Annotated in this window: 13 protein-coding genes; 12 read left to right on the top strand and 1 reads right to left on the bottom strand. The window is 46.3% G+C overall.

Features of this window, described 5'->3' with window-relative positions; translation table 11 throughout:
• Nucleotides 1–4 precede the first annotated feature (4 nt).
• Nucleotides 5–1,873 (top strand): PTS fructose transporter subunit IIABC, encoded by a 1,869-nt coding sequence (locus M3234_RS22465; RefSeq protein WP_262306846.1) that lies wholly within the window; start codon nucleotides 5–7, stop codon nucleotides 1,871–1,873.
• A gap of 204 nt (nucleotides 1,874–2,077) precedes the next feature.
• Here the strand turns inward: M3234_RS22465 and M3234_RS22460 are convergent, their stop codons facing one another.
• Nucleotides 2,078–2,908, bottom strand: coding sequence for a pentapeptide repeat-containing protein (locus M3234_RS22460; protein WP_396953983.1), 831 nt, complete (start codon nucleotides 2,906–2,908; stop codon nucleotides 2,078–2,080).
• Between the two features lie 108 nt (nucleotides 2,909–3,016).
• On the opposite strand from M3234_RS22460, the gene M3234_RS22455 reads away from it, so the two are divergent.
• The 11 genes from M3234_RS22455 to M3234_RS22405 all read left to right on the top strand — a co-directional run bounded on the left by M3234_RS22455 (nucleotide 3,017) and on the right by M3234_RS22405 (nucleotide 11,972).
• Nucleotides 3,017–3,427 carry a VOC family protein gene (locus tag M3234_RS22455; protein ID WP_262306844.1) on the top strand — a complete coding sequence of 137 codons (411 nt, stop codon included), beginning with the start codon at nucleotides 3,017–3,019 and terminating at the stop codon, nucleotides 3,425–3,427.
• A 56-nt stretch (nucleotides 3,428–3,483) separates the two neighbouring features.
• Nucleotides 3,484–3,765 carry a YggT family protein gene (locus tag M3234_RS22450; protein WP_262306843.1) on the top strand — a complete coding sequence of 94 codons (282 nt, stop codon included), beginning with the start codon at nucleotides 3,484–3,486 and terminating at the stop codon, nucleotides 3,763–3,765.
• Between the two features lie 94 nt (nucleotides 3,766–3,859).
• On the top strand, nucleotides 3,860–4,873 hold the full coding sequence (locus tag M3234_RS22445; protein WP_262306842.1) for a S66 family peptidase: 1,014 nt from the start codon (nucleotides 3,860–3,862) through the stop codon (nucleotides 4,871–4,873).
• A gap of 30 nt (nucleotides 4,874–4,903) precedes the next feature.
• Nucleotides 4,904–5,800 carry a DMT family transporter gene (locus M3234_RS22440; RefSeq protein WP_262306841.1) on the top strand — a complete coding sequence of 299 codons (897 nt, stop codon included), beginning with the start codon at nucleotides 4,904–4,906 and terminating at the stop codon, nucleotides 5,798–5,800.
• A gap of 21 nt (nucleotides 5,801–5,821) precedes the next feature.
• On the top strand, nucleotides 5,822–6,730 hold the full coding sequence (locus M3234_RS22435) for a phosphotransferase (RefSeq protein WP_262306840.1): 909 nt from the start codon (nucleotides 5,822–5,824) through the stop codon (nucleotides 6,728–6,730).
• Between the two features lie 372 nt (nucleotides 6,731–7,102).
• Nucleotides 7,103–7,558, top strand: coding sequence for an RrF2 family transcriptional regulator (locus M3234_RS22430; protein WP_262306839.1), 456 nt, complete (start codon nucleotides 7,103–7,105; stop codon nucleotides 7,556–7,558).
• Complete coding sequence (locus M3234_RS22425) at nucleotides 7,536–7,727, top strand: YezD family protein (protein WP_262306838.1); 192 nt, start codon at nucleotides 7,536–7,538, stop codon at nucleotides 7,725–7,727. Before M3234_RS22430 ends, M3234_RS22425 begins: the two co-directional genes overlap by 23 nt.
• A 128-nt stretch (nucleotides 7,728–7,855) precedes the next feature.
• Nucleotides 7,856–8,902, top strand: coding sequence for a sulfate ABC transporter substrate-binding protein (locus M3234_RS22420; RefSeq protein WP_262306837.1), 1,047 nt, complete (start codon nucleotides 7,856–7,858; stop codon nucleotides 8,900–8,902).
• 263 nt (nucleotides 8,903–9,165) lie between these two features.
• Nucleotides 9,166–10,002 carry a sulfate ABC transporter permease subunit CysT gene (gene cysT, locus M3234_RS22415; protein WP_311315684.1) on the top strand — a complete coding sequence of 279 codons (837 nt, stop codon included), beginning with the start codon at nucleotides 9,166–9,168 and terminating at the stop codon, nucleotides 10,000–10,002.
• A 66-nt stretch (nucleotides 10,003–10,068) separates the two neighbouring features.
• Nucleotides 10,069–10,887 (top strand): sulfate ABC transporter permease subunit CysW, encoded by an 819-nt coding sequence (gene cysW / locus M3234_RS22410; RefSeq protein ID WP_262306885.1) that lies wholly within the window; start codon nucleotides 10,069–10,071, stop codon nucleotides 10,885–10,887.
• Between the two features lie 5 nt (nucleotides 10,888–10,892).
• A complete protein-coding gene (locus M3234_RS22405) occupies nucleotides 10,893–11,972 on the top strand; it encodes a sulfate/molybdate ABC transporter ATP-binding protein (RefSeq protein ID WP_262306836.1) in 1,080 nt (359 codons plus the stop codon).
• The last annotated feature ends 280 nt before the right edge of the window (nucleotides 11,973–12,252 follow it).

Below are 12,252 nucleotides of genomic sequence, written 5' to 3'. Positions count from 1 at the left end.
AACTATGAGAATAACAGAGCTATTAACAAAACAAACGATCAACCTCTCTTTGAACAGTTCGCAAAAAGCGGATGTGATTGAAGAACTGGTTACTGTGTTGGCTTCTGCGGGCAAATTAGCCGACAGATCCCAATTTAAACAAGCAATTTTAAATCGTGAAGCCCAAAGCACCACCGGAATCGGCGAAGGCATCGCCATTCCCCATGCAAAAACAGAGGCAGTCAAAGAGGCAGCAATTGCCTTTGGACGATCGACTGGCGGTGTCAACTACGAATCACTCGACGGGCAGCCAGCCCACCTATTCTTTATGATTGCGGCTACAGAAGGAGCAAACAATACACACTTAGAAGCTCTTTCCCGCTTGTCGACAATTCTTTTAAAAGAAGAGGTCCGAAGCCAGCTGTTAACGGCTGCATCTGAAGATGAGGTTTTGTCTATTATCAACTCGCATGACCAGGAAGATGAAGAAGAAGAGCAATCAATGGCCGGCAAGAAGCAATTCATCGTGGCGGTTACTGCCTGCCCTACCGGGATTGCCCACACGTATATGTCCGCGGATTCATTAAAATCCAAAGCCGCTGAAATGGGTGTCGATATCAAAGTCGAAACAAACGGCTCCGGCGGCGCGAAAAACGTGCTGACGGGCGATGAAATTGAAAATGCCGTCGCGGTCATCGTTGCCGCTGATACAAAAGTGGAAATGAACCGATTTAATGGCAAGCATGTCATTGAAGTTCCGGTAGCGGACGGGATTCGTAAACCTCAAGCATTGATTGAGCGGGCGTTAAAGCAGGATGCACCGGTGTATCGGGGTTCCAGCTCCAAACAGGAATCCGAACAAGGCGGACGCGGCATTGGTTCGACCATCTACAAGCACTTAATGAACGGTGTTTCCAACATGCTTCCTTTCGTGGTCGGAGGCGGTATTTTAATCGCCATCAGCTTCCTTTGGGGCTTTAATTCTGCCAATCCGGATGATCCATCTTACAATGTCATTGCCGAAGCCTTGATGAAAATCGGCGGCGGAAACGCCTTTGCCTTAATGGTTCCAGTCTTGGCCGGATTTATCGCGATGAGTATTGCCGATCGCCCTGGTTTTGCCGCGGGTATGGTGGGCGGAGCGCTCGCAGCCAGCGGAGGTGCTGGCTTCCTTGGCGGACTTGTGGCAGGTTTCTTGGCAGGTTATGTCGTGGTTGGCTTGAAAAAGCTGCTCGCCGGAGTACCTGCTTCACTTGAAGGGATTAAGACCATTCTATTGTACCCGTTATTAGGAATTGCGATTACCGGTTTTATCATGGTCTTTGTTGTCAACAAACCTGTTGGTGCGTTAAATACCGCGATTTCTGATTGGTTGTCTGGTCTTGGAACAGGAAATGCAATTTTACTAGGAATTGTTTTAGGTTTAATGATGTCATTTGATATGGGCGGCCCTGTCAACAAGGCAGCCTACGTCTTTGGTACAGGGTTAATCGCAAACGGTGTGTACGAGCCAATGGCTGCGATTATGGCAGCCGGCATGGTACCACCGTTAGGCATTGCCCTTGCGACGACATTTTTCAAGAAAAAATTTAGCGTTCAGGACCGAGCGGCTGGCCGCGTCAACTATATCATGGGATTATCGTTTATTACGGAAGGCGCGATCCCATTTGCGGCTGCCGACCCGCTTCGCGTCATTCCATCCGTAATGGCTGGATCAGCCGTTGCCGGTGCATTATCGATGTTGTTCGGGATTGGACTTCGTGCGCCGCACGGCGGAGTATTCGTCATGCCACTAGTGGACGGCAATTGGCTGATGTATCTGGTAGCAGTTGTCGCTGGTGCTGTTGTTTCGGCAATTTTATTGGGTATTTTAAAGAAACCGGTAAGTGAATAAAGTTGTTTTTTAAAAAAGCCCTGTTATCCATGTGGAAACGGGGCTTTTTTGTGTGGTTTGGGGTTGGTCTGTGGACTTGAGCAGAATATATCCGCGGAAAAATCGGATATATCTGCGTTAATTTCAATATATCCGCGAAAAATTGAATATATCTGCGATTTTTTCAATTTATCTGCGATAATCACAATTATATCCGCGAACAGGTTATTTCCAATGGTCCGGCGTCCGCAAATGCGGCGGCAGCTTGGTCCTGCCATCACCTTGCGCTGCATTCAACTGGGCCTGGGTCAGAAAAACACACCCGGTAAGGTCTGCACCGCTTAAGTTGGTGTCCCTTAAATCCGCCCCAATCATGTCGGCAAATCGCAGATCCGCTTCCCGAAGGTCGGCCGCAATCAGCAGCGCCCCTCTTAGATTCGCCCCTCTCAGGTCAGCCTTTCTTAACTTGGCCCCGAGCAAGTCCATTCCCCGTCCGAGTTTTCGATTTTTCCGGGATGGGGTTTGGGCGCGGACCAATTCGCTAGTCTTTAACAGCAGCTCATTTACCTTCGCCCGGTGCGCAGGGACATCTAAGTTGATTATTGCGTGCGGCCCTAAAGTCGTAAGGCTTTCCGTTTCGTCCAAGGCAGCATGCAATTCCTTATGAATGGACCGGGTGGCCTCCAAATGAAGCGCCTCATTCAAATAATAAAGGATTTCGTGAAGCTGCTGCATAATCGGAAAGACCTCGAACATCTCTTTTGCTGACTCTGGGTTCTCCCGCCAGTCGTTGCCGCCATACGTAACCCGCGAAACCTTTTGACCGGCGCCGAAGCACTCATATACAGTACATCCGCGGAACCCTTCTCTTCTGAGATCTTGGTGAATCCGGCAGCGATAGTCGGACTGAAGATTTTTGCAGGGGGTTCTACCGTTTTTATCAAAAGCGAAATCAGCCGACTTTGCATAAGGCAATGCGACACAGCACAACCCGAAGCAATCCTTGCAATTAGCAGCATATTTCCTTATCGTTAATGGAGTCGACAATTTCGACACTTCCTTTTTATATGAAACTATACTTAGCACAATCCCTGAAAGCTTTTTACGGTTATCATAACCTTTATATGGTAATATTGATAAAAGAATTTGTAAAGGATGATAGAAATGAATAGACAAATTCACAGTTCCTTAACCGTATTGCTAGTTTCCGATTTAAAAAAATCGCAGGCCTTTTACCGCAACGTTCTTGGCTGTGAAGTGACCGATTGGTGGGCTATCCGCGACGGGTTTACTGGATTGGCCGTGAAGTTGCTCCAGGCAAATTCCCCTGAAGATGTCCGGCCTAACAAACTACCGGCACCAGACATTTATTGTTACGTGGAAAATTGGACTGCACTGGACGAACTTTATCAGGAATTTAAAGAAAAAAGCACCAAATTTGTAGTGGAACCATGGATTGATCCCAATTCGGGCCCATGGAAAGAGTTTGCCATCATCGACCCGGATCATTACTGCATTGCCTTCGGTGGCACGGATGGAGATTCGAAAAAAAAATCAATGAAACCTTCTTGGTAGACAACCGTATATGATACATAGCAATTTTTAAAACTTGAATAGGCAGGAGATTTATTTTGGGTACAAACATTTTACTAATTGGAAAATATGCATTTGATTTATACTATTGGTTGATTATTATCGCCATTTTCGGTTCATGGTTTCCTGGATTTCAAACCTCGAAGGTGGGCCAGGGGATTGGCAAACTGGTTGAACCCTATTTGGGATTCTTTAGAAAGTTCATCCCTCCGCTCGGGCCAATTGATTTTTCACCCATTATTGCCCTCTTTGTGTTCCACTTTTTAAGCAGTTTTGCTTTAGAAGGGCTTAACCAATCATTGAATTTCTTGGGGATTTAACCCAAAGCGAACAGTGCTTATCACTGTTCGTTTTTTTCTGTCAAAACTTCCTGGCATTTGGTAAAATCATCTAAAAGCATTGAGGGGGATGTGGATGATTACCTATCCATTTTTAAAACAGGCTGCGACAATCGGAGTGACAGCACCTTCATCTGGGGTGCCTGCCGAATTGCATGATCTTGTAAAGTTGGCATGCACAAGACTCGAGCAGGACGGGTTTCAAACAATCATCGGGGAAACAGTCTGGACAGAAGATAAGGCAAAATCGGCACCCGCTTTGAAACGGGCTGTTGAGTTTAACGATATGATAGCTGACGATGACATCGACATCATCCTACCTCCATGGGGCGGCGACCTATTAGTAGAGATTCTTGAGCACCTTGACTTTGAAACTATGAAAACCAAGTGGGTATTAGGCTACTCCGATGTGAGTGGTCTTTTACTGGCTATTACCTTAAAAACCGGGATAGCTACTGCCCACGGAACAAACCTAATCGATTTGCGTGGAGAATTTTCGGACGAAACAACTGCGATGTGGCGGGCTGTTTTATCAACAAACACTGGTGATTCTATCCACCAGCGCTCCTCGAAACTCTATCAAAAGGCATGGAATCATTCGAATCCGTCGCCATGCGTGTTTCAGTTAACTGAGCCGACTGTTTGGAAAACAGTTTCTGGCCAGACTGAGAAAATTCATGGCCGATTGCTTGGCGGCTGCATTGATATTATCCGGCATCTTGTCGGTACACCATTTGGTGATGTGGCTGGTTTCAGAACTCAGCACATCCCTGGCGAGCCCGTCATTTGGTATTTGGAGAATTGCGAATTAAACACGGCCGACCTCCGCAGGTCACTGGTCCAAATGAAACTGGCAGGCTGGTTTGATAATTGTTCTGGCCTGATGTTTGGGAGGGGTCCCAATATTCCTGTGAAAAACTACTACGTCGAGGATGTTTACAAAGATCTTGCCAATGAGTTAGGGATTCCGATTATCTACGATATCGATTGCGGTCATATTCCACCGCAGATGACGTTTATCAATGGCGCGTTTGCCGAGGTGGAAGTTGGGGGCGGAACCGGAACTGTCCGACAAACCTTCCGGCCATAATGATTTATACATGAGGGGCTGTTATTCAACATGAATGGAAAAATGAAGTTACTATCGGCCATGCTTATTTTTGGGAGTCTTGGCCTTTTTGTAAAAAACATCGACCTGAGTTCGAGTGAAATTGCTTTTTTAAGGGGCGTGATTGGGAGCCTATTCCTACTCGTTGCCAGTTTACTGGTCAAACACAAGGTATCCGTTAAAATGTTAAAGAAGAATGCCGTTTTGCTGCTTTTATCCGGGGGTGCGGTCGGCCTAAATTGGATTTTTCTTTTTGAATCGTACCGGTACACGACCATCTCCAATGCCACCATCAGCTATTACTTTGCGCCGGTGTTTGTGATGATTTTGGCCCCGTGGATTTTGAAGGAAAAAATCACCCTTGCGAAGGCGGGCTGCATCCTTGCGGCGATGGCCGGATTATATTTGATCGTCCAAAACGGGTCAGTTGGTGGAACTGGATCATATAATCACGGACTCGGCATCTTCTACGGCTTGTTAGCGGCGGGCTTTTATGCCAGCGTGATTTTAATGAACAAATTTATTAAAAATTTATCCGGGTTTGAAATCACGCTTGTACAGTTAATGACAGCGGCCATTGTCCTGCTTCCTTATATTTTAGTACAGGGACAGCTGGATTTATCAGGGTTAAACTCCTCTTCTATTATGTTCATCCTGATCCTGGGGATCGTCCATACGGGTTTTGCCTATTTTTTATATTTTTCGTCGCTTCAGCAGTTAAAAGGGCAGACTATAGCCGTACTCAGCTACATCGACCCGATATCCGCCGTCATTTTCGCCGCGATCTTTTTAAGTGAGAGTATGACGGTACTTCAAATGGTTGGCGGTGTTCTGATTTTGGGGTCTACCTTTTTAAGTGAAAAACTTGAAATGAAATTGGGCAAAAATAATCCTACTACAACTTCTTAATAGAATAGGTGCGTGCGTTTGATGAATGACCCGTGGTCTCCGGAGATTGAGGTTTCTAAAAGTATAGCGGAGTTGATGATTGGTTGTCAGTTCCCGCAGTTGAAACCAGTGACAGCCCATGTGCTGGGAGAGGGATTTGATAATTCCGTCTATCTAGTAAATGGGCAGTTTGTTTTTCGGTTTCCCCGAAGGGAGATGGCAGCCGGTTTGTTGGAGACGGAAATCCGGCTGCTTCCAGAGATAGCGCCATTGTTGCCAATCCCGGTACCGAATCCTCTTTTTGTCGGGACCCCTGACGAACCATTTCCATGGCCGTTTGCCGGGTATAAGCTCTTAAGCGGTGTGACGCCAACGGGATTGACGCTTGAACAGCGAATGCAATCCGTTGAACCATTGGCCCAATTTTTAAAGACATTGCATGCTTTTTCTGCCTCGGAGGCGGAAAAGCTGGGGGTTCCCCATGACCAATTGGGCAGGCTTAATTTTTTAAAAAGAAAGCCAATACTCGAGGCGAATATGGAAAAGGCAAAAGGGCTGATGGGGTATGATGAAATGGAACGGATTGGGGGCTTCCTCTCGTCCATTCGAAGGCCGTTTACGGATGAAACCAAAGCACTCGTTCATGGAGATCTGCATATTCGCAATATGCTTGTCGATGAGGCAGGCCGCGTATTGGCCGTGATTGATTGGGGCGATACCCATATTGGCCACCCGGCGCTGGACCTGTCGATTGTCTATAGTTTTTTACCTCCCGAAGGCAGGGAATCCTTTTTTCAGATGTATGGTGAGGTAGAACCAGAAATCAAACGAATGGCCCGCTTCAAAGCCATATACACCCTCCTTTTGCTGCTTTTATATGGGGAAAATCGGGGCGATGTGCACTTGGTCGGTGATTGCCGGACTGCACTCCGGCTGGCACTAACAGATTAATTCGCTTTTACCACTGCGCACCCTCTTTGCTTCTCCCTCTCTCCTTTTTCCTAAGTCGATAAAATTTTCAAAAAGTTCTTGATTTTGAGCAAATGGCATATTATGATCTTTAAATAAGTAATCCTATAGAGTTAATAGGATTTAAAAATAAATGGGCTGATGAGACAATCCACTCGAAGAGTTGGATAAGTGTCCTTCAACCATTCATTGCATATATTTATAAAAAACTAATACCTAGTAAACAAGTCTTGTCCCATCACGTCATCGGGATGAATTTTTATCAGTGAATGTTGACTGAAACACTCAACATTAATGGGAATCTATTTTACCAGTAAATGTTGACTGAAACACTCAACATTAGGAGGCATGTCCATGAAGGTGTCGAGTAAAGGAGAATATGCACTGCGGGCCCTGCTGTTGCTTGGGAATCACCAAGGGGCTGTAATGGGAATACAGGAAATTTCGGAAAAAACACTAGTCAGCATTCATTACCTGGAACAGATTCTACTCCAGCTCAAAAAACTGGGCTATCTCACCAGCAAACGCGGCGCAAAAGGCGGTTACATGCTTTACAAGCAGCCAGACGAAATCAATTTGGGAGAAGTCATCCGGGAATTGGAAGGCCCATTGTCACCCATGTCATGTGCCTCCATTACCAAATATGAACCATGTCCTTTGGAGGAGGGATGTCAATTAAAGCCGCTATGGTCATTAATCCGAGATACGATTGCCTATATTCTTGAGCAAACGACACTGGAAGATTTGTTGGAAAACCGAGTTAGTTTAATAAAAGGAGAGGATTTAGTTGTCGTTAAAAGGACATCTTGATCAGCAGGTGCTGGATAAAATCACGAGCCTGTTGAATGGGTTGGAATTTGGAACCATTCAAATCACCGTCCATGATTCGCAAATTACCCAGATAGACCGCTTGGAGAAACACCGGCTGCCGCTGCAAAAAAAAGCAAATAGCCAAAGTTCCAGCCAACGGAAAATATGAAAATGAATAACTGCCGATCGGTCACCCGAAGGCCCTTTAGTTAATGTACATGGCTATGTACATCCAATAACTAATGGGCTTTTTTTATTGAAAAAAGCCCTCAAAAAAACAAATAGAGGAGAATCAGTATGCTAAAAAAATTCTGGATGACACTTTTTTCAATTTTATTATTAATCGGGGTGGCCGCATGCTCCAGCCAAAGTTCAACGGAACCGTCAAAAAAAGCAGCTGCGAACAAAAAAGAACACGTCACATTATTAAATGTTTCCTATGACCCAACCCGAGAATTATATGAGGAATTTAACAAAAGCTTTGCCGCCTACTGGGAAAAAGAAACAGGCCAAAAGGTATCGATTAACCAATCTCATGGCGGCTCCGGCAAGCAGTCTCGGTCGGTTATCGATGGCTTGGAGGCAGATGTCGTCACACTTGCCCTTGCCTATGATATCGATGCGATTGCCGACGCCGGCAAGCTGGATGAAAAATGGCAGGAGCGCCTCGCCGACAACAGTTCACCGTATACGTCCACCATCGTCTTCTTGGTCCGGAAAGGCAATCCAAAAAATATCAAGGATTGGGATGATCTACTGAAAAGAGATGTGTCCGTGATTACACCAAATCCGAAAACCTCCGGCGGAGCGAGATGGAATTACTTGGCGGCATGGGGCTATGCCCTCGAGCAAAACAGCGGTGATGAACAAAAGGCGAAAGAATTTGTGGAAAAACTGTTTAAGAACGTCCCAGTATTGGATTCGGGTGCCCGCGGTTCCACGACGACCTTTGTGGAAAGAGGTATCGGCGATGTCCTGATTGCCTGGGAAAATGAGGCCTATCTTGCGATCAATGAGCTTGGCAAGGATCAATTTGAAATCGTCAATCCATCCGTCAGCATTTTGGCGGAGCCTCCAGTAGCTGTTGTGGACAGTATTGCGAAAAAACACGGAACAGAAGAAGTGGCCAAAGCCTATCTTGACTATTTGTATAGTAAAGCAGGGCAGGAAATTGCTGCGAAAAACTATTATCGCCCACGGAACGAGGATATTGCTGCCAAATATGCAGATAAATTCCCAGATATCAAACTTTTTACCATCGATGACGTGTTTGGCGGCTGGAAGAAAGCGCAAAAAATCCATTTTGATGACGGGGGAATATTTGATCAGATTTATAAGCCTTAGTTTAGAAGGATTTTGTCTTATAGGCTCGATTGGAGCAGTCGGGCGCTCTTTTTGGGGTTCCGACTGCTCCTATAAGACCGATAGGCGTAGTGAACTGCTCTTTTTTGGGCTCCGACTGCTCCTATAAGACCGATAGGCGTAGTGAACTGCTCTTTTTTGGGCTCCGGCTGCTCCTATAAGACCGATAGGCGTAGTCGACAGCTCTTTTTCGGGCTCCGACTGCGCCAATAAAAGAAAACATTTAGGAATGGAGAGGCTTGCACGTGTTTAAACATTCGAAACGCCATCGGGTGCTGCCGGGTTTCGGGCTATCGATGGGATATACCGTCATCTACTTAAGCCTGATGATCCTCATCCCAATTGCCGTATTATTTTTAAAAGCAACCACCATCAGCTGGGTGGAATTTTGGGAGACTGTAACCGATGAAAGAGTCGTAGCTTCCTATAAACTAACGTTCTACACCTCCTTTATCGCCGCTATCGTAAATGCGATATTTGGAACGCTCATTGCCTGGGTATTGGTGCGATACAACTTCTTTGGCAAAAAGTTCGTCGACGCACTTGTGGATTTGCCATTCGCCATGCCAACAGCCGTTGCCGGCATTGCCCTAACGACGATTTATGCACCTAACGGCTGGATCGGGCAATATTTTGCCCAACTGGGGGTCAAGATTTCCTACACCCAGTACGGGATTATGATCGCACTGACGTTTATCGGCCTCCCCTTTGTGGTCCGTTCCGTTCAGCCGGTGTTGCAGGACCTGGATCAGCAATATGAGGAAGCCGCCGCTACCCTTGGCGCCCATTCGGGACAGATTTTTTTCAAAATTATTTTTCCGGCAATTTTCCCAGCAATCTTAACCGGCTTTGCCCTTGCTTTTGCCAGGGCATTAGGGGAATACGGTTCGGTCGTGTTCATTTCCGGCAATATGCCAATGAAAACGGAAATCGTCCCGCTGCTCATCATTACAAAATTGGAGCAATACAACTACGGCGGCGCTGCCGCTATTGCCGCGGTTATGCTCGTCTTCTCATTCATCCTCTTATTCTTAATTAATTTTTGGCAATGGAAGACAGCGAAAAAACACCAAATGACCTAGAGGGGTTTTGTACACATGGAAACTAGCAATCTTGTTGAAGTAACAAGTACAAGAGTCCGCAACTTTATGCTGGCTCCCATCAGAAAATGGCTGTTGATTGGCGTCGCCCTCAGTTTCTTGGGCATCTTTATTTTCATTCCGCTCCTCGCTGTTTTCTCGGAAGCCTTGAAAAAAGGGATCGGGCTATACTTCGCGGCGATTATAGAACCCGATGCATTGGCGGCAATCAAATTAACCCTGCTCACCGCCTTGATTGCCGTACCCGTGAATACGCTGTTCGGGGTCATCGCCGCTTGGGGCATTACCAAATTCAATTTTAAAGGGAAAAATATGTTGATTACCTTAATTGATCTCCCGTTTGCGGTGTCTCCGGTTATTGCCGGTCTCGTATTCGTGCTTTTATTCGGAACGAGTGGTGTGCTGGGGCCGTTATTGGAAGCGAACAATATGAAAATCATATTTGCGGTACCGGGAATTGTTATTGCCACACTTTTTATCACGTTTCCATTTGTGGTCCGCGAGTTAATCCCGATTATGCAGGAACAAGGTTCCGAGGAGGAGCAAGCCGCCCTGACCCTCGGCGCCAGCAGCTGGCAGATGTTTTTCCGGGTCACCCTGCCCAATATTAAGTGGGGGCTTTTGTACGGAATCATTCTATGCAATGCCCGAGCCATGGGCGAGTTCGGTGCCGTTTCGGTCGTGTCCGGCCACATCCGCGGACTGACAAACACTGTCCCGCTTCATGTTGAAATTCTTTATAACGAGTACAACTTTGCGGCCGCCTTTGCGGTTGCGTCCTTACTGGCACTGTTGGCCATTGTTACTCTTGTTTTTAAAAGTATCGTGGAATGGAAGACAAAGAGAAATGATCATGGGGAGAGATGATGGAAATGGGGATTACACTCAATGGGGTCACCAAAGTATTTGGCGCCCAAGCAGCCGTTCAAGATATCAATCTTGAAATTCCAACCGGGGATTTTGTCGCATTGCTGGGACCATCCGGTTCCGGCAAAACCACCCTGTTAAGGATGATTGCCGGCTTGGAAGGATTGGATAAGGGGAAGATCTTTTTCAATGGAGTTGATTATTCTGCCAAAACCGTGAAAGAGCGCAAGGTCGGCTTCGTGTTTCAGCATTATGCCTTGTTTAAGCATATGACGATTTTTGAAAATGTCGCCTTTGGGCTAAAGGTGAAGCCGCGGAAATGGCGCCCTTCGAAAAAGGAAATCCGGGAAAAGGTGTTTGAATTATTAAGGCTTGTTCAACTGGAGCATGTGGCCGACCGCTATCCATCCCAGCTTTCAGGCGGACAGCGGCAGCGAATTGCCTTGGCGCGGGCATTGGCGGTTGAGCCGGAGGTGCTGCTTCTCGATGAACCATTCGGCGCACTCGATGCTAAGGTTCGCCAGGAGCTACGGCACTGGTTAAGAGATATCCATCAAAAGCTTAACATTACCACTGTGTTTGTTACCCATGATCAAGAGGAAGCACTTGAGATGGCGGATACCGTGGTGGTCATGAATCATGGTCGGATTGAACAAATCGGCTCACCTCAGGAGGTATATGAAAAACCAGCAAATGCCTTTGTGTATAGCTTTTTAGGCCGAGTGAATGAATTCCGCGGGGCTGCCCTGCTAAATGTAAGCGATAAGGAAGAAGCAGTCGGTTACATTAGGCCGCATGAGATCCTATTGAGTAAAATTCCCAAGAGATACAGTGTAGCGGCCGAAGTTTCCCATGTACACGCAGTTGGTTCAACTGTCCGGGCAGTTCTAAGACGACTGGATACGAATGATTTTTTTGAAGTGGAAGTAGCTTTAGATTTATATCGTACCCTGGATCAATTTACTAAAGGCGCACTTCTTTATGCCGAATTTACAAATATCATCGTGTTTAAGGAAAAGGAGAAACTTGGCCGTTCTATGATTGTGGAAAAAGTAACTGGGGAGGCGTTTTCGGCTTTATCTTAAAGTGTTTTGCTCTTTTGGAATACAGTTGAGGACAATCCTGCCCTTGTTTTGGGATGTTTTGTCCTCAAGGCATCTTATTGAGGACCACTTTGATGCTTTTTTCATGCCGTTTTGTCCTCAAGATGCCTTATTGAGGACACTTTTCCTCTTTTTCCAGACCGTTTTGTCCTCAAGGCGCCTCATTGACGACACTTTCAGCGATTTTTCAACCCGTTTTGTCCTCAAGGCGCCTTATTGAGGTTCGGGCGCCCACCATTAACGAGGTTTGGCTCATCTGAAG

The sequence above is a fragment of the Neobacillus niacini genome (genome assembly GCF_023715785.1).
GTDB lineage: Bacteria > Bacillota > Bacilli > Bacillales > Cytobacillaceae > Neobacillus > Neobacillus niacini_E.
This window is presented reverse-complemented; position numbering and strand designations above follow the sequence as displayed.

Bases quoted from the DNA above. Each gene is read 5' to 3' on its own strand.
- M3234_RS22430 (WP_262306839.1), top strand. From the start codon at position 7,103: ATGAAGGTGTCGAGTAAAGGAGAATATGCACTGCGGGCCCTGCTGTTG.
- M3234_RS22420 (WP_262306837.1), top strand. From the start codon at position 7,856: ATGCTAAAAAAATTCTGGATGACACTTTTTTCAATTTTATTATTAATC.
- cysW (WP_262306885.1), top strand. From the start codon at position 10,069: ATGCTGGCTCCCATCAGAAAATGGCTGTTGATTGGCGTCGCCCTCAGT.
- M3234_RS22455 (WP_262306844.1), top strand. From the start codon at position 3,017: ATGAATAGACAAATTCACAGTTCCTTAACCGTATTGCTAGTTTCCGAT.
- M3234_RS22445 (WP_262306842.1), top strand. From the start codon at position 3,860: ATGATTACCTATCCATTTTTAAAACAGGCTGCGACAATCGGAGTGACA.
- M3234_RS22435 (WP_262306840.1), top strand. From the start codon at position 5,822: ATGAATGACCCGTGGTCTCCGGAGATTGAGGTTTCTAAAAGTATAGCG.
- M3234_RS22440 (WP_262306841.1), top strand. From the start codon at position 4,904: ATGAATGGAAAAATGAAGTTACTATCGGCCATGCTTATTTTTGGGAGT.
- M3234_RS22465 (WP_262306846.1), top strand. From the start codon at position 5: ATGAGAATAACAGAGCTATTAACAAAACAAACGATCAACCTCTCTTTG.
- M3234_RS22405 (WP_262306836.1), top strand. From the start codon at position 10,893: ATGGGGATTACACTCAATGGGGTCACCAAAGTATTTGGCGCCCAAGCA.